Raw genomic sequence first — 21331 nt, forward strand, 5'->3', positions numbered from 1 at the left:
CCTTAGGTCACAACTATTGACTTACCCGCATCACAAGATCAAATTCCGCCCAAACGCAGGGGAGTTTTGGGCGTGCAGTGGAACGATATTCTGGCGACACGGGCGTCGCGGATGAAGGCTTCGGAAATTCGCGAGCTGCTCAAGCTTTTGGATCAACCCGATATCATCTCTTTTGCAGGCGGCATCCCTGATCCCGCGCTGTTCCCCAAGGCCGAATTTGCGGCGGCTTTTTCCGATGTGCTCTCGGGCGATCAGGCCACCGCTGCGCTGCAATATTCGGTGTCAGAGGGCTATAAACCCCTGCGCGACTGGATTGCCGCCCAGATGGCCGAGATTGGCGTGCCCTGCACTGCCGAAAATATCCTGATCACCTCTGGTTCGCAGCAAGCGCTTGATTATCTTGGCAAACTGATGATCTCGCCCAAGGATACCGTGCTGTGCGGTTGGCCGACCTATCTGGGGGCGCTGGGGGCGTTTAACGCCTACGAGCCAAGCTACGACCGGCTGGACCCGCAAGGCAACCGCAGCGCAGACGATTACCGCCAGACCGCCTTGGCTGCCGGTGGGCGGGTGAAATTCGCCTATCTTTCGGTTGATTTTGCCAATCCGACCGGTGAGACGCTTGCGCTTTCGGCGCGCGAGGCGGTGATTGATCTGGCAGATCAGCTTGATATCGCCATTGTCGAAGATGCCGCCTATCAGACCCTGCGCTATGACGGGCAGGCGATTCCGCCGATCCTTGCGCTGGAAATCGCGCGTAAGGGCAGCATCGAGGCCTGTCGCACACTTTATTGCGGATCGTTCAGCAAATCGCTGGCGCCGGGGCTGCGGGTTGGCTGGGTTTGTGCAGGCAAAGAGGTGATCTCGCGGCTGGTGTTGATGAAACAGGCCGCCGATCTGCATTCTTCGACCGCGAACCAGATCGTCACCCACCGCGTGGCGCGTGATATCTTTGCGCCGCATGTCGCGCAATTGCGCCGCGTTTATGGTGCGCGCCGCGATCACATGCTGGCGGCCTTGGCGCGCGAGATGCCTGCGGGGGTGACTTGGACCAAACCCGAAGGCGGTATGTTTGTTTGGCTGACCCTGCCAAAGGGCATGGACGGGGCCGAGCTTTTGGCGAAATCGCTGCAAAGCGAGCGGGTGGCCTTTGTGCCGGGCCGCGCGTTCTTTGCCGATGGGTCCAACGGCAATACGCTGCGGCTGTCGTTTTCCTGCGCCGATGAGGCCGCGATTGACGAAGGCATCAAACGGTTGGGTCGGTTGATCCGTGGCTGATACCGCGCTTTGGATCGGGGCGGCACTGACCGCCTCGGTGGCGCAAACCGCACGCAACGCGACCCAAGCCAGCCTGACCGCCGCGATTGGCACCGTGGGGGCGACGCAGGTGCGGTTTTTGTTTGGCCTGCCCTTTGCGGTGATTTTCCTGATCTTGGTCAGCCAGATCAGCGGTCAGGCGATCCCGCAGATCCCCTTGCGCGCGCTTGGCTTTACCGCCTTGGGCGCGCTGGCCCAGATCGGCGCGACCGCGCTGATGCTGCGGCTGATGCAGACCCGCAGCTTTGCCGTCACCACCGCTTGGATCAAGACCGAGCCGGTGCTTGTGGCGGTCAGCGCAGCGCTGATCCTTGGCGATCCGCTGACGCCGCCCATGCTTTTGGCCATCGGCATCGCCACCGCGGGGGTTCTGCTGATCTCGGTCAAACGCGGCGCAGCCTTGGCCGAGCTGACCCCCGCGCTGACCGGATTGTTCGCGGGGCTGTTGTTTGGCATCTCGGCGATCGGGTTTCGCGGCGGCATCACCGCGCTGCCGCAGGGCGATTTCCTGATCCGCGCCACCACGACGCTGGTGCTGAGTTTAACGCTGCAAGCCAGCCTGCTGGCGCTTTGGATGGCGCTGTTCAACCGCCCAGCGCTTGCCGCCAGTTTTAGGGTCTGGAAATCATCGCTGGGCGCGGGCTTTTTGGGGGCCTTTGCCTCGCAATTCTGGTTTATCGGATTTTCGCTGACCTCGGCCGCGAATATCCGCACCCTTGCCTTGGTCGAGGTGATCCTTGCCACCGCTGTGTCGCGCTATGTCTTTCGCCAGGCCGTCAGCAAAAGGCAAATCGCAGGCATGGCAGTGGTGATCGCAGGCATCGCGCTGTTGTTGCGCAATCAGCCCTAGGCGAAGATCGGCCCCAACATCACGCGCAGCGCGGCCAGCGTCTCGTCGCGGTCTTCACAGCCCGCAAGCCCGATCAAAATCGTGCCAGCAAAGCCAAATTTGGAAGTTTTCGTGGCGCGAATGGTCAAAAGCAGATCATCGCCCAGCAAAGTGACGCTTTCCAAAGCATCCTCGGCCGCGAAGTTCTCGTCATTAACCTCGAGCCGCACCGGACCACCTTCCAGCGGTTGTTGCAGCACAACATAAGACCCGTCGTCATCCTCGCCCTCGGCAAAGGCGATGAACAGCAGCGCGTCTTCGTCTTCTTCGACCACCGAACCATAGGCCGCTTTGATCTGAATATCGGCCATCTGGCATCTCCCTATCTCTGGCTGCGGGGTATCCCGCAGCCAGAGCAGGAAAGCAAGCTTACTTCACAGCCGGAAAGGGACCAAGGTAGCCAACATAGGCGCGGGCATCCATTGGGTCTTGCAGTTTGTCCTGATCGCTTTCGCCATAAGGGTGCTGCACCACGGTCATCAGATAGGCATGACCGTTCACATTCGAATACCAATCAACCGACGTCGCTTCTGATCCGTAAGGCGTGGTCATGATCCGCACCAGATCACCCTTGGCCAGATCCATCGCCCAAACCGCGTCGTTCTGGTGGCCCGAGCCGGTGTCTTCGCCGATCAACAGGGTGTTGTAGCCGGGGATAAAGCTGAGGTTATCAGGGTTCGCGATGCCGTCGATGTCACAGGTGCCGCCAGCGTAGGGGCTGTCCGCGCCATATTCCATCGGCTTGCCTGCGATAAGGCCAGTCATTGTGGTGGCTTTGAAGGCAGCATCCAACGCCAGCTCGTAAACCACGCCACAAGCGTTCTTTGGCACGCGCACATCGTTGCGACCGCCCTTATCTGCCTTTTCATCGGCATCCATCATGCCCTTGGAGACTTCGGACATCGCCAAGAACAGCGCGTTCTTCTCGGGGCTAAAGGCCAGACCTTCCATCTTACGGAATTCGGTGGTCGCCCCCATCATCGAAGCAACACGGCGGGTTTCCAGACGCGAGGCCAGCATTTCCATGCCCGCTTTGATCTTCAGGCATTCGGCAGCACCACCGGCATTCGACGAGGCAAAACCTTCGGGGCAAGAGCCATCAGCGTTAAACTCGGCAACCTCAAACATATCCGAGAACGAAACGCCCTTTTCCATGCCAGCCTGCACCGAAGCCTGATCGGCATGGCCCAGATCAACCCACTCAAGATTGGCCGCGCCGCCGTTGACATCCGAGGTTTGCACCCATTTTGCCGCGTAAAGATTGCCCGCCGTCAGATCACCCGCAGTGTCGGCGTGGAACATGAACAGACCGGTGTTCGAACCGTCATCAGTGATATAAACCGTCTTCTGGTCGGGCATCACCCATGGCAATTCAACCGCAACACGGCCCATCGCGTAATGCTTGACGATGGTCGCATCACCAGTTTCGGCAACCGAAATCTCGTTCACAAAGCCGTAGTTATAGGGGTTATAGGCGGCCTTAAACGCATCCACCGTCATGCTGGCTGCATCAAGCCCGAAATAGGGTGCCATTCCGATGGCATCATCTGAAAGCGCGTCAACCGTCGCTGCCGCTTCAAAAGCGCGCGCGTCATCTGGGTATTCTTCAGACCCTAAATGCGTGTTCCAAGGCGAAACCGAGCCTGCACAGGGCAACCAAAGACCGCCCAAACCCGCAAAGCTCAGTGGCTTGGTCGAGGTCATGCTGAGATTGCCGTCCGCGTCCTGCGCCAATTCGCTCAGATACATGCCCGCCGGATTGTCTTCAAAATGCGTGATCGAGAACAGCTTGCCCCCAACCGGCAACAACGAGGTAAAGTCAGCCGAGTTTGAAATCTTCGTCGCATCGCCTGCCATCAGCGGCTTGCCATCGCGATCGATCATTTGGGCAAAGGTGCCCTCGCCATGCACATCGCCGCTGCGGGCGATCACATGATAAGCCAAGGGGACTTCGACCCCATCCATCATCGCCGAAGCCGTGGCCACGACGCTGCGCTTGATGGCATCTTCGGTTGGGGCCGCGACGGCGGTAAAGCTTAGATCGCCAGCAGCAGCGATATGGGCAAATCCGGTCAGTGCCGTCGCGGTCAAAAGCAGAGTGCGAAGTTTCATTTTGGCCTCTCTAGGGTTGCAATACCCTTTCGGCCTAGGCGCCAAGGATCACGACGCCGTGAAACTCAGGTAAAAGTTTTACATCACACCGCCATCACTAGACCCATTTGGCCAAGGGCGGCAGGCTCATCAGAACCGCATTGGCATCATGCCCGGTCTCTAGCCCGAATTTGGTACCACGGTCGTAGACAAGGTTATATTCGGCATAAAGCCCACGATGCACCAATTGCGCCTCGCGGTCGGCCTCGGTCCAAGCGGTATCGACCCGCTTTTCGGTCAGTGGCACAAAAGCGGGCAAGAAGGCGCGGCCGACGTCTTGGGTAAACGAGAAATCGGCCTCCCAATCGCCGGTGTTCAGATCGTCGTAAAAGATGCCGCCAACGCCACGGGCGCGGCCACGATGCGGCACAAAGAAATATTCATCCGCCCAAGCTTTGAACTTGGTGTAATAGCCCGCGTCATGCGCATCGCAGGCCGCCTGCATCTGGGCGTGAAAATGCGCGGTGTCCTCTGCGTATTCCAGACAGGGGTTCAAATCCGACCCACCGCCAAACCAGCAGGCATGCGGCGTCCAGAACATCCGCGTGTTCATATGCACGGCAGGGCAATGCGGGTTGACCATATGTGCGACAAGGCTGATGCCGCTGGCCCAAAACCGCGGATCATCCGCCATGCCCGGGACACCGCGCGCGGCCATCGCCTTTTGCGCCCGCTCGCCCAAGGTGCCATGCACGGCGCTGACATTGACGCCCACCTTTTCAAACACCCGCCCGCCGCGCATCACCGACATCAGACCGCCGCCGCCATCGGCGCGGGTTGTCGGTGTCACTTCAAACCGGCCCACGGGCCCGGTGCCATGCGCATCTTCAAGCGCCTCGAAAGAGGTGACAATTTCATCGCGCAGGCTGCGAAACCACGCGGCCGCCCGTGCTTTTTTCTCGGTGAAATCTTCGCTCATCTTCCGCTCCCAAACCCGTCTGGCACTGGCATAACAAGCCAATGGGCCTATAGTCAAAGTCAACTTACCAAAGCCGAGGGTGTGATGCGCAAATTTAGCTGTCTTTTGCCACTGTTGCTGATCGGCTGCGGCACGCAGCAAGAGCGCTGCATCGCCAGTGTGACCCGTGATATGCGGGTGGTGAACCGGCTGATTGTCGAGGTCGAAGGCAATCTAAAGCGCGGCTATGCCTTTGAAGAAAAAGAATTTTTACGCACCCGCTTTGTCGATTGTTCGGTCGGGGGCGTGGCGCAGATGTGTCTGGATGATGTCACCACAACCGAACGCAGCGCCGTGGCCGTTGATCTTGTGGCCGAAGCGGCCAAGCTTGTCAGCCTGAAAGCCAAACGCGCGGCCCAAGCCACCGAGGCCGCCCCCGCGATCAGCAGCTGCCGCGCAGAATTTCCAAAATAGTTATTTGCCGCGAATAGGATAGGCGGCGCGCGTCACGGTAAAGGCGGAATCGCTGGCGATCACCTCGACCTGTTTGAACAGGCTGACCAGCAGCTTGTCATAGGGCAGATGCCGGTTTGCCACCATAAACAGCTGACCCGAAGGCAGCAACCCGCGATGCGCTGCCTTGATAAAGCCCATGCCAAGGCTGGCTTCGGCCTCGCGCCCGGCATGAAACGGCGGGTTCATCACCACCATATCCCATGGTTTCAAGGTCTTATAGGCCAGCGCATCGGCCCAGATGAACTGCGCGCGTGGATCACTCACGTTCAGCCGCGCACAGTCCAAGGCCACCGCCTCGGCCTCGATCAGATCAAGGCTTTGCACCGTGGCATGCGCCAAAATCGCACGGCTCAGATAGCCCCAGCCTGCGCCCAAATCCGCCACCCGTGCCGGCATTTTCGCAGGCAAAGCCTGCGCCAACAGCACCGAGCCGCGGTCAGGACCATCAGCCGAGAAAACCCCCGGCAAAGTGCGAAAGCCATCAATCTCGAAAGGTGCAGCCGCCCAAGCCGCCAGTTGCGGCCCCGGGGTGACAAGCGCAAGCTTGCCATGGGCTTTCGACAAAGCCTCGCCCACTTGCAGGCCCAAGGCCTTGCAATCTTTCAACAGGCTTTCGATGCCATCGGTCTTTTGCCCGTCGACAACGATCAGCGCGGCCCCCATCGCCTGCGCCATCATCGCGCGGGCCTCGGCCTTGGCGCGCGGCACGCAGACAATCGCCACCGCGGCCTCGGCGGGGCCCATGCGGTAGCCTTGGGCGGCAAAGTAATCGTAATCGGGCTTGAACCCCGTCTGCACCACCACCTGATCTTGCGGCAGCATTGACAGATCATCGCCTGCGCGCGGACGCATCACCACGATATTTCCCAAGGCCGGCAGCACCAAAGTACCGCTGGCCAGCGCCAGTTCTAATCTTGCAGACCGCATAAAACTCTATTCTTTTTCCATGGTGCATTGCAGCGGATGCTGATGCCTGCGCGCAAAGTCCATCACCTGCGCCACTTTGGTTTCGGCGATTTCTGCCGAAAACACCCCAACCACAGCCAGACCCTTTTTGTGAACGGTCAGCATAATTTCAAAACTCTGCGCGTGGTTCAGGCCAAAGAACCGCTCTAAAACATGCACGACAAATTCCATCGGCGTGAAATCATCGTTCAAAAGCATGACCTTATACAAAGGCGGCCGCTGGCTGCGCGGCTTGGTCTTGGTCAGGATAGAGCTATCACCCTCCGGCCCATTTGGGTCGTTGGACATGACAGGGTCAACCAAGGCAGCAATAAGGGTCACGCAGATACTCTCCGTTAAGCAGATTCGGCTCGGGGTAGGCTGTTGCGTAGTATAGCGCAATTCTCGCTTGCGAAAAGGCCCAAGGGCTGATCCCTTAAGCCACAAGGGGGCAAAATGCTAACAACCATTGGATTTGATGCCGACGACACGCTTTGGCAGAACGAAAGCTTTTTTCGTCTGACGCAGGATCGCTTTACCGATCTGCTGTCCGATCACGCCGAGACCAACCACCTGCACGACCGCCTGCTGGCGGCCGAGAGGCGCAATCTGGGGCATTATGGCTTTGGTATCAAAGGCTTTACCCTGTCGATGATCGAAACCGCGATCGAGGTCACCGAAGGCCGCGTGCCCGCTTCGGTCATCAGCGAGATCTTGGCCGCGGGGCGCGAGATGCTGCGCCATCCGGTAGACCTTTTGCCCCATGCCCGCGCGGCGGTCGAGGCGCTGGCGGCAGAGTTCAAAGTCTTGGTCATTACCAAGGGCGATCTGTTGGATCAGGAACGCAAAGTCGCGCAATCGGGTCTGGGCGATCTGTTTCACGGCGTCGAAATTGTTTCCGACAAAACCCCCGAAGTCTATCGCCGGATCTTTGCCCGCCACGGCACAGGTGCGTCGCAGGCGATGATGGTTGGAAATTCACTGAAATCGGATGTTTTGCCTGCTATTGCTGCCGGGGGCTGGGGCGTGCATGTGCCGCATGGGATCACCTGGGCGCTTGAACATGCCGAACCACCGCAGGCCGAGCCGCGGTTTCATAGCCTGCCCTCGCTGGAAACCCTGCCTGATCTAGTGGGTCAGATCAAAGCGACCCACAACCTATAGTAGCGCGCCGCTAAGTTTTGACGCCACAGGCCGAAGGCAAAACAAGCTGAAATCCTTTGAATTCAAGGGGTTTTCCTAATGCCAAACCCGTGTTAGCATCCTTTCAAGCAGAATATAGGCTCCCGTCAAAAGAGGGGCTAACGAGGCAGAAAAATGATCACAGCGGCTTACGGCCAAATCGGGCAATTTGTCCGTCGTTTCCTATGTCTTTTGGCGGTAACGCTGACGGCGATGCTTGTGCAAGCGCCCAGCGCCTTTGCCGCGCCTCCCTATGCTGCCTTTGTCATGGACGCCCGCACCGGCGAGACGCTTTATTCTGAGAACGCCGACACGCCGCTGCACCCTGCCTCGTTGACCAAGATGATGACGCTTTACATCGTCTTTGGCGAGATCGAAGCAGGGCGGATGTCGCTTGATACCATGATCACCGTATCGAAAAATGCCGCAGCGCAAGCGCCCTCGCGGCTTGGCCTGCGGGCGGGGCAAAAGATTCAGCTGCGCTATTTGATCCGCGCGGCTGCGGTGAAATCGGCCAATGACGCTGCCGCCGCGATGGGCGATGCGATTGACGGCACACCCGAGCGGTTTAGCGCGCGGATGACCCGCACGGCCCGTGCCTTGGGGATGAAAAACTCGACCTTCAAGAACGCCAACGGGCTGACCGCTAAGGGCCATAAATCCAGCGCGCATGACATGACGATCTTAGGCCGGCATCTGTTCTATGATTTCCCCCAATATTACAACATCTTCTCGCGGCGCAGCACCGATGCCGGTCTGGCCACGGTTTCCAGCACAAACCGCAAGTTTCTGGATGCCTATAAGGGCGCCGATGGCATCAAAACCGGCTATACGGGGCCTGCCGGTTTCAACCTGACCGGCTCGGCGGAACGCGACGGGGTGCGCATTATTGCCACTGTTTTTGGCGGCACATCGACAGCAATGCGCAATGCCAAAATGGCCGATCTGTTGGATCTGGGCTTTCGCAAAGCCAAGAAGGGCGCAGTCGCCGTGCCTCCAACGCCACCGCGCAATGCAGATAACGAAGTGGTGGCAAGTGCTGATACCAACACCGATGCACTGCCAAGCTATGATGGATCTTCGGCAAAAACCCTGCGGTTGGTGATGGCGGTCTCGACCTCGCCTCGGCCAATCGCGCGACCAAGCCTTGAAGATGCAGCCGATCACACCGAAACCGTCGCCGCCGCAGATCAGGCGGTTGCTGCGATGGCCGATGACATTCTGGGCGCCTTGGCTCTTGCCACAGCTGCGTCAGATCAGCCGGCAAGCGCACCCCCAGCGCGGCCCGAAGATTTGGTTGCTGATAACGAAAACCCAAGCGACACGACCGCAACAGAGTCCGAGACGCTGCAAATCACCGCCTCGGCCGCACAAGCGCCGGCGCTCAAACTGGTCTCGGCGCCGCGCCCACCCAAACGCGCAATGGCGATTTATGACAACGCGGTAAATGTGGTTGCAACCGACCGAGCCGCAACGATCACCGAGGTGGTCACCAATGTCTCGACCGCTGGCGTGAAAAGCTATGGCATCAATGTGGGCCGCTTTAACACTCATGGTCAGGCCGAGCGCGTGCTGATGCAAACGCTGCTGTCGGAAAACGCCACCCTTGGCAACAGCCTGCGCAAAATTGTGCAGACCAGTCGCGGCTATGATGCGAATTTCCTTGGTCTTAGCCAGAAAGAGGCCGATCTGGCCTGCCGCCGTCTGCAAGCGCGCGGCACGCAATGCTTTACGATGGGGTCTTAACCGCGCGGCGCAGCAGCCCGGCGCAAGCGGTCATTGATCGCAAGCCCCAGCCCACGTTCAGGGATAGGCGCAATCGCAATGCTTTGGCCGTTTTGCGCCAAAACATCCGCCTCGCGCAGCAGATGAAACAGGTTCGCCGCCGCCTCGACAAGATCGCCGCGCGGTGACAGGTTCAGATCTGCCGCACCCGCACCAAAGCCGATGAAGACCGTTGCCGGATCAGGGGCGGCATTCAAGCGCACCGCCGCATTGGGCGCGTAATGCGACGCCATTTGCCCCGGTGCCGTTGGGCTTTGGGCATTGCCCCCTATTGGCAAGCGGCCAAGCAGCGCCTCTAGGTCTTCGCGGGTGATCCCGCCGGCGCGCAGCAGCGCAGGCGCCCCCGCCAGCCCCAAAATCGTCGATTCCACCCCAACCGCGCAGGCGCCACCGTCAAGCACAGCCGCAATCCGCCCCGACAATCCGTCGCGCACATGCTGGGCCCGCGTTGGCGAAATCCGGCCCGAAGGATTGGCCGAAGGTGCCGCCAGCGGCCCGCCAAAGGCGCGCAGCAAGGCCTGCGCCACCGGATGCGCCGGCAGGCGGATCGCCACCGTGTCAAGCTCGGCCGTGACATAGGGCGACAGGCCCGACCCCGCCCGCAAAGGCAACACCAGCGTCAAAGGCCCCGGCCAAAACGCCGCCGCAACCGCCCGCGCCTGGGTGTCAAACAGCGCAAATTCTTCTGCCGCTGCCAGATCAGGCACATGCACAATCAAGGGGTTAAACCTTGGCCGCGCCTTGGCTTCAAAGATCCGCGCCACCGCCAGATCAGAGCGCGCATCGCCGCCCAGCCCGTAGACTGTCTCGGTTGGAAAGGCGACCAGCCCTGCGGCGCGCAGGATCTCTGCGGCGCGGGCAAGACCTGCGTGATCAGGCAAAAGGCTTTCGGTTTCGATCATCGGTGACGTAACGTCCGTCTTGAAGCGGCGGCACGGCAGGCCCACCATTGACCCGCAATTATAGGCTTCACGCGCTTTTGCCAAGCCACCCGCCCTGCTGCCTTTCGGAGTATCCTATGCCCTATCGCGCCCCACTTGCTGATTTTCGGCTTTTGCTTGACCTGACCGGCTTTGCCGAGGTCGCCGCAACCGAGCGTTTTGCCGATGCCACGCCCGAAACCGTCGAGGCGATTTTGTCAGAGGCGGGCAAGCTTTGCGAAAACACCCTCGCTCCGCTGAACCGTGCCGGCGACAAAACCGCAGCGCGGCTGGAAAATGGCGTGGTGCGCACCCCCGCAGGCTTTGTCGAAGGCTACCGCGAGATTGCCAGCGGCGGCTGGGTGGGGATTTCGGCCGATCCGGCCTATGGCGGCATGGGCCTGCCGATTGCGCTGACCTCTTGTGTCAATGACATGATGGGGTCGGCCTGTTTGGCGCTGCAACTGAACCCCTTGCTGACCCAAGGCCAGATCGAAGCGCTGGAACATCACGCCAGCGACGCGCTGAAGGCGATCTATCTGCCCAAGCTGATCTCGGGCGATTGGAACGGCACGATGAACCTGACCGAACCGCAGGCGGGCAGCGATGTCGGCGCGCTGCGCACCAAGGCCGAGCCGCTGGGCGACGGCAGCTATGCGATCACCGGTCAGAAAATCTATATCACTTGGGGCGATAACGACACCAACGCCAATGTCAGCCATCTGGTGCTGGCGCGCATTGTCGGGGCGGCGGCGGGGACCAAGGGCATCAGCCTGTTCCTTGTGCCAAAAATCATCCCCGACGCGCAGGGCAATCTGGGCGCGCGCAACAGCCTGAATGTGGTCAGCCTAGAGCATAAACTTGGCCTGCATGGCTCGCCCACGGCAGTGATGCAGTTTGATGCCGCCCAAGGCTGGCTGGTGGGGGAAGAAAACAAAGGCATGGCGGCAATGTTTACGATGATGAACAACGCCCGGCTTGCGGTGGGCATGCAGGGCGTGGCGATTGCCGAGGCCGCCACTCAAACCGCTGTTGCCTATGCGATGGGGCGCACGCAGGGCAAAACTCCGCTGGGCAATGGCGCCATTATCGACCACGCCGATGTGCGCCGGATGTTGGGTCAGATGCGGTCCGAAACCTTTGCCGCCCGCGCCATTGGTCTGGCCTGCGCCGTTGCCATCGACATGGGCCGCGCCACAAGCACCCCCGAATGGCAGGCGCGCGCCGCACTTTTGACGCCGATCGCCAAGGCCTACGGCACCGATATTGGCAATGAGGTCGCCTATATCGGCGTGCAAGTGCATGGCGGCATGGGCTTTATCGAGGAAACCGGCGCGGCACAGTATAGCCGCGATGTCCGCGTCACCTCGATCTATGAGGGCACCAATGGCATTCAGGCGATGGATCTTGTTGCCCGCAAGATGATGGATGGCGGCGAGGCGGCCTACCGGCTGATCGACGAGGTCGAAGCCGCCGCCGAAGCCGCCCGCAGCAGCCAGCCCGCGCTTGCCACCGCCGTGTGGAACGCCTCTGAAGCGCTGCGCGAGGCGACCGAGGCGCTGGTTGGCCAAGATCTGAACGACCGTTTCGCAGGCTCGGTGGCCTATCTGCGCGCCTTTGCCCGTATCTTGGGCGCGCATTACCACCTGCAAGCCGGGCTTGCCGACCCCGCGCGCCTGCCATTGGCGGCGTTTTACATCACCCGCCTGCTGCCCGAATATGCACCGCTTTTGGCGCAAACCCGTGAGGGCGCCGCAGGTCTTTACGCCCTGACCCCCGAAGCACTTTTGGCGTGAGCAACGCGATCCACCATCCTTGGGACACCCCGCCCGCACAGGGCGAGGCGATTGAAGTCGCCAAGGGCATCTTGTGGATGCGCCTGCCGCTGCCGATGGCGCTGGATCATGTCAACGTCTATGCCTTGGACGATGGCGATGGCTGGACGCTGGTTGATACTGGCTTTAGCAGCCGCAAATCCAAGGCGATCTGGCAAGAGCTTTTGGCAGGCCCGCTGGCCGGAAAGCCCATCAAGCGGCTGATCGTCACGCATTACCATCCCGACCATATCGGCCTTGCCGGCTGGTTTCAGGCGATGGGGGCTGAACTTTTGACCACCCGCACCTCTTGGCTTTTGGCGCGGATGTTGGTTTTGGATGTGCAGCCCAGCTATAGCGCCCAGCAGATGACCTATTTCCGCCGCGCGGGCCTGTCGCCCGAGGCGCTGGCGCAAAAGGCGGCCGAGCGGCCCTTTAACTTTGCCGATGTGGTCGACCCGCTGCCCTTGGGCTTTACCCGTATCGACGAAGGCGATGTGATCCATGCCGCAGGCCGTCGCTGGCGTGTGCGCATTGGCCACGGCCACGCCCCAGATCACGCCACGCTGTGGAGCCTTGACGACGATCTTATCCTTGGCGGCGATCAGCTTTTGCCCGCAATCTCGGCCAATATCGGGGTCTATGCCAGCGAACCCGAAGCCGATCCCTTGGCCGACTGGCTGGCCTCGACCGCAGGGTTTCAGCCCCTGGCGCAGCCCGAACATCTGGTGCTGCCCGGCCACAAGCTGCCCTTCACCGGCCTGCCGTTTCGGCTGGTGCAAATGGCGGAAAATCACATCTCGGCGCTAGAGCGGCTTTATGACCACCTTGCCGAACCACGCGTGGCCGCCGACTGCTTTGTGCCGCTGTTCAAACGCGAGATCACCGGCGAGGCCTTTGGCATGGCCTTGGTCGAAGCCATTGCCCACCTGAATTATCTGCTGCACCAAGGCCGCGTGCGTCGCAGCCTGACGCCCGAGGGTGCTTGGGCTTGGCAGGCCTGCCCCGCGCCGCACAGCTGACCAAAAAGTGCAAATCCAAGCAAAGCCGCCTCGTGACTTGGCCAAATGAATCGGGTATGGCCTGTGCAAAGCACTTCGAAAGGACAAAATCATGGCCGAGCACAAACAAGGCAGCATGGACACCCGCAACCACGAGAAAACCTTTGACGGGTTTATCCGCATGACCACTTGGGGCGCGATCATTTCGATTGGCGTTCTGGTTTTCATGGCGCTTGCAAACGCCTAAACCCCGCGTGGCCGGAGGCATCTGATGTTGGTAAAGAGTTTTGCACTTCTGGTCTGTCTTTTTCTGACAGCTTGCGGAACGGCGGGTAAAGAATATGCCAGCGATGCTGCGATGGCGGCGCCAGATGCGCATTACTTTGCACCGCCACCACGCACGATCACCCTGTTCACCTCGATCAACGGGAAGACAGGGTCAGGCGCGCATTCCAGCTTGCTGATCAACGCCTCCGAACAGGTGCAATTCGATCCTGCCGGCAGCTTTAGCCATCCGCGCGTGCCCGAACGCAACGATGTCCATTATGGCATGACCCCCAAGATGGTGGCGTTTTATATCGATTATCACGCCCGCGACTCTGCGCGCGAAAACTTCTATGTGATTGAACAGACCGTCACCGTCAGTCCCGCGGTTGCCGAGCTTATTAAGCAAAAAGTCGAGGCTAATGGCGCGGTGGATAAGGCACATTGCGCAGAGTCGATCTCGGCTATTTTGCGCAGCGTGCCAGGCTTTGACGCGATTTCGTCTACCTGGTTTCCCAAAAAGCTGTCGAAAGACTTTGACGCCCTGCCAGGGGTGCGCAAAAGGATAATCACAGAGGCCACCGCCGACCATAGCCATGGCGTGATCTTAACCGATCCCAACAACCCAGCCTTCTAGCCTCTAAGCCAGATAGTGCAGCGCCGCTAAAACCGCAGCCCCTGCGGCTATCGCGGCCATCATCTGCCGCGTATAGGCGCCAACCAAAACCGTGGCCGCTGCCGCCAGCAGCCGCGCGGGGTCGGTCTGGCCGCCCATCGCCTCGGGCCAGAGCACCGCAGGTGCGACCAAGGCCGGCAACACCGCCACCGCGGTATAGCGCAGCCCGCGCACCAGCCACCATGGCAGCACCCGATTGCCCAAAAACCCCAAGAACGAAAACCGCAGCAGATAGGTGCCAATCCCCAGCCCCACCACGACCACCCAAAAATCGGCCCGATCAATCATGCTTGCCCCGCGCTGCCCAGGTTTCCATCGCCGCCCCCGCAATCATCCCTGCCGCCGCCGCAACCAAAAGCCCCGTGCCATAGGGCATAGCGCGCAAGCCCAGCACCAATCCCACCGAAACCGCAGCCGCGACCCAATGCGCGCGGGTCCGCAGCATGGGCGCCGTCATCGCCAAAAAGGTGATCGGCACCGCAAAATCCAAGGCATAGCCCGCAGAGATCGACCGCCCCACCAAGGCCCCCGCAATCGTCGAGATCGTCCAGACCGGCACAATCGGGGTCACTGCGCCAAAGAAATAGCCCAGCTTTTCCGCCAGACTTTGATCGGGACGTTTTTCGTAATCTTGCATCGCCAAGGCAAAGCTTTGATCCACCAGAAAATAGGCAACAAACGCCCGTGTGCGCGCCCGCGCCGCCCCCAGATGTGGCGCAAGGGCGACCGAATACATCAGCATCCGCAGATTAACCGCCAAGGCCGTGACCAGAATAATCAGCACTGGCGCATGCTCTTTCAGCAAAGCCAGCGCGGCAAACTGCGAGGCCCCAGCAAAGACCACTACCGAAAACAGAATGATTTCATAAAGATGCAAGCCCGCCTCCGAGGCCAACAGCCCAAACAGCGTCGCAAAAGGCACGATCACCACCACAAAGGGCAGTGCATCGACCACGCCGCGCCAAAAGCCTTGCCTGCCCAATCCCGAACCTCGCTGCTTTACGCCGGATGCAGAAGGGCTTAGGCCTTTGACGGTGTAAAATGAAGAGGGCATCTTGCGGATTTTTGGCGTCATTCTTGCCGGCGGCGGCGCGCGGCGCATGGGCGGGGTCGATAAGGCCGGGCTGATGCTGGGCGGCGAAAGCCTGATCGCGCGCTGCATCGCGCGGCTGGAACCTCAGGTCGAACGGCTGGCAATCTCGGCCAATGGCGATCCGGCGCGCTTTGGCTTTGGCCTGCCGGTGCTGGCCGATGCCGCCCCCTTGGGCCCGCTTGCCGGTATTTTGGCCGCGCTGAACTGGGCCGCAGCCCAAGGGGCGACCGCCGTGGTCGCGGTGGCCGTGGATACGCCGTTCTTTCCCGGCGATCTGACACCGCAGCTTTGCCTTGCGGCCGAAGCCTCGCCCACGGGTCTGGCGATTGCCCAAAGCGGTAAAGATCACCCCACCTGTAGCCTCTGGCCCACCAGCCTTGCGCCCGCGCTTGCGGCCTTTCTGGCCTCGGGTGAAAACCCGCGTGTGCTAAGTTTCGCCCAAGCCCAGCACTGCACGCGCGCGGCTTTCGCCGATGCCCGCGCCTTTGCCAATATCAACACCCCCGAAGACCTCGCCGCAGCCGAGGCCCGCCTGAAAGCCGCATCATGAGAATTTACGGGGTCATCGGCTGGAAAAACGCCGGTAAAACCAGCCTGATGGAGCGTTTGGTGGCCGAGATCACCGCACGCGGGCACAGCGTCTCGACCGTGAAACATGTGCATCACGACGTCGATCTGGACCAGCCCGGGAAGGACAGCTTTCGGCATCGGGCCGCAGGCGCGCGCGAGGTCGTGCTGGCCTCGGCGCATCGCTTTGCCTTGATGCATGAACATCGCGGACCCGAGCCGGATCTGAACGCAATTTTGGCCCGCATGGCCCCCGTCGATCTGATCTTGGTCGAGGGGTATAAGCGCGATGCCCATGCCAAGATCGAGGTGTTTCGCCGCGAAGCAGGCCATGATCTGATCCAACCCAACGATCCTTTGGTGCGGGCGGTGGCCTCGGATCTGGCGCTGGATCTGCCGGTGCCGCTGCTGGATCTGAACAACACCGCCGAAATCGCCGATTTCATTCTGGCAGAGGTAGGCCTTGCCGCGCTTTGACCGTGTCCTGATTGCTGATTGGTCCGCCTCGGGGGCGCTGTCACCGGCGCGACCCTCTGCCGATGCGATCTGGCTGGGCGAGACCAGCGCGCAGGGCAGCCAGACCCGCTATTACCGCAGCCGCGCCACAGCAGAAGCCGCCATCGCAGGCGCGATTGCCGATGCCAAGGCCGCAGGCGCGCGGCTGTTGATCGGCTGCGATTTTCCCTTTGGCTACCCGCAGGGCTTTGCCCAGATGCTGACGGGCAAGCCCTTGGCCGCCGCCGTCTGGGCGCATCTGGCCGCCCGCATCACCGACACGGCTCAAAACCAAAACAACCGCTTTCAGGTTGCAGCCGAGATGAACGCGGCACTGGGCCAGCCGCTGTTTTGGGGGCGGCCTGCCAGCCTTGATCTGGCCGATCTGCCGGCGACCAAACGGGGCGATTACGCGGCGCTTGGCCTGTCCGAGCGTCGCCTTGTCGAAACCCTGATCCCGCGCGCGCAGGTGGTGTGGAAGCTTTACACCACCGGCGCGGCAGGCTCGCAGGGGCTGATGGGGCAGACGATGCTGCACAGGCTTGCCAATAAGGCGGCGGTTTGGCCGTTTGACCCCACAGGCCAGATCACCTTGGCCGAGGTTTACCCGTCATTGCTGGCCCGCGCTGTGGCCGCAGACCCCGCCCCGATCAAAGATGAAGCCCAAGTGCGGTTGTTGTCGCAGGCGTTGTTTGCGCTGAGCCAGCAAGGCAAACTCGGGCCGCTGTTCGACGCCCCCGCCCCGGCCCGCGAAGAAGGCTGGATCCTTGGCGCGGGCCATGCGGCCCTGCTGGAAGCCGCGCTGTGATCACGCTGCACAAAACCCTGCCAGCCGCGCTGCGCCCCAAGGCGATCGGGCTTTATTGGCAGGCCTTTGGCGGCAAATTGGGCAGTGTGATGGGCCCTGACGCCAAAGCCTTGCGGTTTTTGGACCGCGTGCTGCGCGCCGATCATTGCCTTTATGCTTTGGATGCGCAGGGCGATTTGCTGGGCATTGCAGGCTTTAAATCGCCAGAGGGCAGCTTTGCAGGCGGCGAGGTGGCCGATATTCTTGCCGTCTATGGCGTGCTGGGGGCAGCGTGGCGCTTGCCACTGCTGTGGAGGCTGCAAAGTGACACCGATAATCTGCGGTTTTTGATTGATGGCATTTGCGTGGCGCAAGCCCAGCGGGGCAAGGGCGTGGGCACAGCCCTGATCGCCGCGCTGGAAACCGAAGCCCGCCTGCGCGGCTATCAGGCGATCCGTCTGGATGTCATCGACGATAATTTTCGCGCAAAACAGCTTTACGCCCGCTGCGGCTATGTGGCGGAAAAGACCGAAGACATCGGCGTCTTGCGCTATGCCTTCGGCTTTCAATCCTCGACCACTATGGTCAAAACGCTTTAGTCAAAGGTGCCAGTCACCCGCCCAAACAGCATGAAGGCGCGGGCGGTGCGGGTGTCGGCCAGATCGGCCAATTCGGCATCGCTGGCCAAAGACTCGAATTCAGCGAAGCAACGATCAAAGGTGCGCAAAAAGTGGTGCGCCGCATCGCGAAACACCGGATCTTCGCGCATCCGCCCCGCTGTCAGCGCCAAGGACGACCGATCGCGCACGCCGCCCAAGCCCGCAATCGCGCGGCCGCGCTCGCCTGCGGCAAATTTGCGCCACAATTCGGGGCGCGAGCGATCGGGCTTCAGGTCATCCATATAGATGCCCTCTTGGCTCAGCAGCGTCAGCACATCTTGCGAGGCACGGATCAGCTTGGCGACATTGCGGTCTTCCAGCGCCAGACGCAGGGCACGAAAGCCCTCTTTGTCATCGGGGCTTTCGGGGAATTGTAGCGCGCGGGTGAAATCCGCCACCCCAAGCCGCGGCTGCAAGGCATCGGCTGGCGTGCCCAGGGCCAAGGCAGGCTGTTCGACATCGGCCTGCACTTCGGGCGGCAATTGCACCGCACGGCGGTTGGCCGAAGGCAGCGTCAGCCCCGCATCCCTGCGGCTGCTAAAGCTGGCCAGCGCGGTTTCGGTCTGCTTGGCCAGCGCATCCAGCTTGCGTTCGACCGAAGGCTGCATGCCTTGGCCTTGCAAACCCAAGACATAGGCCGCGCGCATCGCCTCGACAGTGGCCTGCAAGCGTGCCGATTCATTGCGCAACACCTGAACCGAGCGCAGCGTGGTGATCGCCGCCCAGATCAGCGCCAGCGGCAAGAACACCACCAAAAGCGTCAGCACCAAGCCCAGCGCAGTGGCATCCTTTGGTCCGGTAAACACATAGGCTGCAACCGCGCCCACCCAAACAACTGCCAAGCCAGCCGCGACCAGCTCGGTCGCCTGCATAGATTTAGCGCTCTGGGGGGCAGATCCGATCTGGTCCTGCCGCAGGGGGTCTTCGTCGCTCATATGCACTGCCTAGGGCTTAGGAATAGCGGATCGTTACGATTTCATAGCTACGTTTGCCACCCGGGGTGACAACCTCAACCGAATCGCCTTCATCTTTGCCGATCAGCGCGCGGGCCAAGGGCGAGCGGATATTGAGCAAATTACGCTCGATATCAGCCTCGGATTCGCCGACGATCTGATAGGTTTTTTCTTCTTCGGTGTCTTCGTCGATCAGCTTGACCGTCGCACCAAACTTGATCGTGCCCGACAGCTTCGCGACATCAATCACCTCGGCCAGCGAAATCACGGCCTCCAGCTCTTTGATGCGGCCTTCGATAAAGCTCTGCTTTTCGCGGGCGGAATGGTATTCGGCATTTTCCGACAGATCGCCGTGTTCGCGCGCCTCTGAGATGGCACGAATGATCGCCGGCCGTTCGACCGACTTCAGTATTTTCAACTCTTCATCCAGCTTGTCAAAGCCGGCGCGGGTCATCGGAATTTTTTCCATTTGTCTCTTCACACGAAATAACAAGGTCACGGCCCTTTGATGGGCCATGACCTTTTCTATAAGCCCACCTGACCCGACCGCCGCCACGAATGCAAGGGGGAATGGCGGGAATAGGCGAAGGCCCGTCGGAACAAGGTTAGAATATTGCGCAATCTCTGCAATTGAGGTTTTGGATGTTGCGTCACGGTTGACCAAACCCCCGCTATCAGGCAATGACACGGGGCAAATTTCGCGGCTGGGAGAAAGAAAATGCCACAGGATATCGTGCGCGAGCAGATGGAATATGACGTTGTGATCGTGGGCGCGGGGCCTGCTGGCCTGTCAGCGGCGATCCGGCTGAAACAGCTCGACAGCGCGCTTTCGGTCGTGGTGCTGGAAAAGGGCTCCGAGGTCGGCGCGCATATCCTCTCGGGCGCGGTGCTTGACCCTGTGGGCCTGAGCAAACTGATCCCCGATTGGCAAAAGCGGGGAGCGCCGCTGAACACGCCTGTCACCTCGGATAATTTCTATATTCTGGGGCCAGCCGGGCAAATCCGCATCCCGAACGCACCGATGCCGCCACTGATGAACAACCACGGCAATTACATCGTCTCGATGGCCAATGTCTGCCGCTGGATGGCAGGCCAAGCCGAAGAGCTGGGCGTCGAGATTTTCCCCGGCATGTCGTGTTCAGAGCTGGTCTACGGCGAGAACGGCGAAGTGCGCGGTGTGGTGGCGGGCGAATTTGGCAAAAACCCCGATGGCACCCCCGGCCCGAACTATGAACCCGGCATGGCGCTGCTGGGCAAATACGTCTTTCTGTCCGAAGGCGTGCGCGGCAGCTTGGCCAAAGAGGTGATCGCAAAATACGACCTGTCGCAGGGCCACGAGCCGCAAAAATACGGCCTTGGCATGAAGGAAATCTGGCAGATCGACCCCGCAAAGCACAAACTTGGCACCGTCACCCATACCATGGGCTGGCCTTTGGGCAGCAATGCTGGCGGCGGGTCGTTCATCTATCATCTTGAGAACAATCAGGTCTATGTCGGCTTTGTGGTGCATCTGAACTACAAGAACCCGCATCTCTATCCCTATATGGAATTCCAGCGTTTCAAGCATCACCCAATGGTGGCCGAGCTTTTGAAGGGTGGCAAACGCGTGGCTTACGGCGCGCGCGCGATCTCCGAAGGCGGCTGGCAGTCGATCCCCAAGATGGTCGCCCCCGGCGTGGCTTTGCTGGGCTGTTCGGCCGGTCTGGTCAATGTGCCGCGCATCAAGGGCAATCATAACGCCATGCTTTCGGGCATTGACGCAGCAGAGGCGGCCTATCAAGCGATCAGCGCCGGACGCCAAGGCGACGAGCTGGCCGCTTATGAGCAAAGCGTGCGCAGCGGGCCAATTGCGTCCGATCTGAAAAAAGTGCGCAACGTCAAACCGCTTTGGTCGAAGTTCGGGCTTTTGGCCTCGCTGACGCTTGGGGGGGCCGATATGTGGGCCAATACCTTTGGCATGACCATTCTGGGCACGCTGAAACACGGCAAGAATGATGCGGACTCAACCGGCTTGGCAAAAGACTATGCGCCGATCGACTATCCAAAACCCGATGGCGTGCTGTCGTTTGACCGGCTGACCAACGTGGCCTTCTCGGCCACCAATCACGACGAAAACCAGCCAGCGCATCTGAAACTGCGCGACGCCTCGGTGCCGATTTCGGTCAACCTGCCGCTTTATGACGAGCCTGCGCAGCGTTATTGCCCGGCAGGCGTCTACGAGGTGATCGCAGAGGTCGGCAAAGAGCCGCGCTTTCAGATCAACTTTCAAAACTGCGTGCATTGCAAAACCTGCGACATCAAAGACCCCTCGCAGAACATCACCTGGACGACGCCGATGGGCGGCGATGGCCCGAACTACCCGAACATGTGATCTGACATCTGGGGTCAGATGCGCAAAGATCAGCGGGCCGTAGGGGAA

Annotated in this window: 24 protein-coding genes; 14 read left to right on the forward strand and 10 right to left on the reverse strand. The window is 60.6% G+C overall.

Annotated elements, in window-relative coordinates:
- Nucleotides 1-72: 72 nt before the first annotated feature.
- Both V7Q10_RS04510 and V7Q10_RS04515 read left to right on the forward strand, forming a co-directional pair.
- The gene (locus V7Q10_RS04510; RefSeq protein ID WP_333867857.1) at nucleotides 73-1278 is read left to right on the forward strand and encodes an aminotransferase-like domain-containing protein; all 1206 of its coding nucleotides are present in this window, start codon (nucleotides 73-75) and stop codon (nucleotides 1276-1278) included.
- A complete protein-coding gene (locus tag V7Q10_RS04515) occupies nucleotides 1271-2167 on the forward strand; it encodes a DMT family transporter (protein ID WP_333867858.1) in 897 nt (298 codons plus the stop codon). Before V7Q10_RS04510 ends, V7Q10_RS04515 begins: the two co-directional genes overlap by 8 nt.
- Here V7Q10_RS04515 and V7Q10_RS04520 read toward each other — a convergent pair.
- From V7Q10_RS04520 to hemF, 3 genes are all read right to left on the reverse strand, one after another.
- Nucleotides 2164-2517, reverse strand: a complete 354-nt coding sequence (locus V7Q10_RS04520) for a hypothetical protein (protein ID WP_333867859.1) — start codon at nucleotides 2515-2517, stop codon at nucleotides 2164-2166. The genes V7Q10_RS04515 and V7Q10_RS04520 overlap by 4 nt on opposite strands.
- Before the next feature lie 58 nt (nucleotides 2518-2575).
- A complete protein-coding gene (locus V7Q10_RS04525) occupies nucleotides 2576-4318 on the reverse strand; it encodes a PhoX family protein (protein ID WP_333867860.1) in 1743 nt (580 codons plus the stop codon).
- Between the two features lie 97 nt (nucleotides 4319-4415).
- Nucleotides 4416-5276: an oxygen-dependent coproporphyrinogen oxidase gene (gene hemF, locus V7Q10_RS04530; protein WP_333867861.1), complete on the reverse strand. Its 861-nt coding sequence runs from the start codon at nucleotides 5274-5276 to the stop codon at nucleotides 4416-4418.
- 84 nt (nucleotides 5277-5360) lie between these two features.
- Between hemF and V7Q10_RS04535 the strand changes: the two genes are divergently transcribed.
- Complete coding sequence (locus tag V7Q10_RS04535) at nucleotides 5361-5729, forward strand: hypothetical protein (protein ID WP_333867862.1); 369 nt, start codon at nucleotides 5361-5363, stop codon at nucleotides 5727-5729.
- Here V7Q10_RS04535 and V7Q10_RS04540 read toward each other — a convergent pair whose 3' ends face one another.
- Both V7Q10_RS04540 and clpS read right to left on the reverse strand, forming a co-directional pair.
- Nucleotides 5730-6698, reverse strand: a complete 969-nt coding sequence (locus tag V7Q10_RS04540; protein ID WP_333867863.1) for a class I SAM-dependent methyltransferase — start codon at nucleotides 6696-6698, stop codon at nucleotides 5730-5732.
- A 6-nt stretch (nucleotides 6699-6704) separates the two neighbouring features.
- Nucleotides 6705-7025, reverse strand: a complete 321-nt coding sequence (gene clpS / locus V7Q10_RS04545; RefSeq protein WP_333867942.1) for an ATP-dependent Clp protease adapter ClpS — start codon at nucleotides 7023-7025, stop codon at nucleotides 6705-6707.
- Between the two features lie 147 nt (nucleotides 7026-7172).
- Here clpS and V7Q10_RS04550 point away from each other — a divergent pair, with 147 nt between their 5' ends.
- Together V7Q10_RS04550 and V7Q10_RS04555 are read left to right on the forward strand one after the other, a co-directional pair.
- Entirely contained in the window at nucleotides 7173-7880 is a 708-nt protein-coding gene (locus tag V7Q10_RS04550; RefSeq protein ID WP_333867864.1) for an HAD family hydrolase, read from the forward strand.
- A 153-nt stretch (nucleotides 7881-8033) separates the two neighbouring features.
- The gene (locus V7Q10_RS04555) at nucleotides 8034-9644 is read left to right on the forward strand and encodes a D-alanyl-D-alanine carboxypeptidase family protein (protein ID WP_333867865.1); all 1611 of its coding nucleotides are present in this window, start codon (nucleotides 8034-8036) and stop codon (nucleotides 9642-9644) included.
- On the opposite strand, the gene V7Q10_RS04560 is transcribed toward V7Q10_RS04555, so the two are convergent.
- Entirely contained in the window at nucleotides 9641-10585 is a 945-nt protein-coding gene (locus V7Q10_RS04560; protein ID WP_333867866.1) for an L-threonylcarbamoyladenylate synthase, read from the reverse strand. The genes V7Q10_RS04555 and V7Q10_RS04560 overlap by 4 nt on opposite strands.
- A gap of 116 nt (nucleotides 10586-10701) precedes the next feature.
- On the opposite strand from V7Q10_RS04560, the gene V7Q10_RS04565 reads away from it, so the two are divergent.
- The 4 genes from V7Q10_RS04565 (at nucleotide 10702) to V7Q10_RS04580 (ending at nucleotide 14319) form a co-directional block, all read left to right on the forward strand.
- Nucleotides 10702-12399 carry an acyl-CoA dehydrogenase gene (locus V7Q10_RS04565; protein ID WP_333867868.1) on the forward strand — a complete coding sequence of 566 codons (1698 nt, stop codon included), beginning with the start codon at nucleotides 10702-10704 and terminating at the stop codon, nucleotides 12397-12399.
- The gene (locus V7Q10_RS04570; RefSeq protein WP_333867869.1) at nucleotides 12396-13439 is read left to right on the forward strand and encodes an MBL fold metallo-hydrolase; all 1044 of its coding nucleotides are present in this window, start codon (nucleotides 12396-12398) and stop codon (nucleotides 13437-13439) included. The genes V7Q10_RS04565 and V7Q10_RS04570 overlap by 4 nt, the downstream gene beginning before the upstream one ends.
- Before the next feature lie 91 nt (nucleotides 13440-13530).
- Nucleotides 13531-13665, forward strand: a complete 135-nt coding sequence (locus V7Q10_RS04575) for an aa3-type cytochrome c oxidase subunit IV (protein WP_333867870.1) — start codon at nucleotides 13531-13533, stop codon at nucleotides 13663-13665.
- Between the two features lie 24 nt (nucleotides 13666-13689).
- Nucleotides 13690-14319, forward strand: a complete 630-nt coding sequence (locus V7Q10_RS04580) for a hypothetical protein (RefSeq protein ID WP_333867871.1) — start codon at nucleotides 13690-13692, stop codon at nucleotides 14317-14319.
- A gap of 3 nt (nucleotides 14320-14322) precedes the next feature.
- On the opposite strand, the gene V7Q10_RS04585 is transcribed toward V7Q10_RS04580, so the two are convergent.
- Nucleotides 14323-14646 carry an AzlD domain-containing protein gene (locus V7Q10_RS04585; protein ID WP_333867872.1) on the reverse strand — a complete coding sequence of 108 codons (324 nt, stop codon included), beginning with the start codon at nucleotides 14644-14646 and terminating at the stop codon, nucleotides 14323-14325.
- Nucleotides 14639-15313: an AzlC family ABC transporter permease gene (locus tag V7Q10_RS04590; protein WP_333867873.1), complete on the reverse strand. Its 675-nt coding sequence runs from the start codon at nucleotides 15311-15313 to the stop codon at nucleotides 14639-14641. The genes V7Q10_RS04585 and V7Q10_RS04590 overlap by 8 nt, the downstream gene beginning before the upstream one ends.
- A 100-nt stretch (nucleotides 15314-15413) precedes the next feature.
- Between V7Q10_RS04590 and mobA the strand changes: the two genes are divergently transcribed.
- Genes mobA through V7Q10_RS04610 form a run of 4 tightly spaced genes read left to right on the forward strand, consistent with a single transcriptional unit; the run spans nucleotide 15414 to nucleotide 17899 of the window.
- Nucleotides 15414-16001 (forward strand): molybdenum cofactor guanylyltransferase MobA, encoded by a 588-nt coding sequence (mobA, locus tag V7Q10_RS04595; protein ID WP_333867874.1) that lies wholly within the window; start codon nucleotides 15414-15416, stop codon nucleotides 15999-16001.
- A complete protein-coding gene (gene mobB, locus V7Q10_RS04600; RefSeq protein ID WP_333867875.1) occupies nucleotides 15998-16495 on the forward strand; it encodes a molybdopterin-guanine dinucleotide biosynthesis protein B in 498 nt (165 codons plus the stop codon). Before mobA ends, mobB begins: the two co-directional genes overlap by 4 nt.
- Nucleotides 16482-17321 (forward strand): molybdopterin guanine dinucleotide synthesis, encoded by an 840-nt coding sequence (locus V7Q10_RS04605; protein ID WP_333867876.1) that lies wholly within the window; start codon nucleotides 16482-16484, stop codon nucleotides 17319-17321. Before mobB ends, V7Q10_RS04605 begins: the two co-directional genes overlap by 14 nt.
- Entirely contained in the window at nucleotides 17318-17899 is a 582-nt protein-coding gene (locus V7Q10_RS04610; protein ID WP_333867877.1) for a GNAT family N-acetyltransferase, read from the forward strand. Before V7Q10_RS04605 ends, V7Q10_RS04610 begins: the two co-directional genes overlap by 4 nt.
- Here the strand turns inward: V7Q10_RS04610 and V7Q10_RS04615 are convergent.
- Together V7Q10_RS04615 and greA are read right to left on the reverse strand one after the other, a co-directional pair.
- A complete protein-coding gene (locus tag V7Q10_RS04615) occupies nucleotides 17896-18831 on the reverse strand; it encodes a hypothetical protein (protein WP_333867878.1) in 936 nt (311 codons plus the stop codon). The genes V7Q10_RS04610 and V7Q10_RS04615 overlap by 4 nt on opposite strands.
- A 79-nt stretch (nucleotides 18832-18910) precedes the next feature.
- Nucleotides 18911-19381 (reverse strand): transcription elongation factor GreA, encoded by a 471-nt coding sequence (greA, locus tag V7Q10_RS04620; RefSeq protein ID WP_333867879.1) that lies wholly within the window; start codon nucleotides 19379-19381, stop codon nucleotides 18911-18913.
- A 249-nt stretch (nucleotides 19382-19630) separates the two neighbouring features.
- On the opposite strand from greA, the gene V7Q10_RS04625 reads away from it, so the two are divergent.
- Nucleotides 19631-21283 (forward strand): electron transfer flavoprotein-ubiquinone oxidoreductase, encoded by a 1653-nt coding sequence (locus V7Q10_RS04625; protein ID WP_333867880.1) that lies wholly within the window; start codon nucleotides 19631-19633, stop codon nucleotides 21281-21283.
- The last annotated feature ends 48 nt before the right edge of the window (nucleotides 21284-21331 follow it).

Origin of the sequence: Cypionkella sp. (genome assembly GCF_036782355.1) — a bacterium.
In the GTDB taxonomy this organism is placed as follows: domain Bacteria; phylum Pseudomonadota; class Alphaproteobacteria; order Rhodobacterales; family Rhodobacteraceae; genus Cypionkella.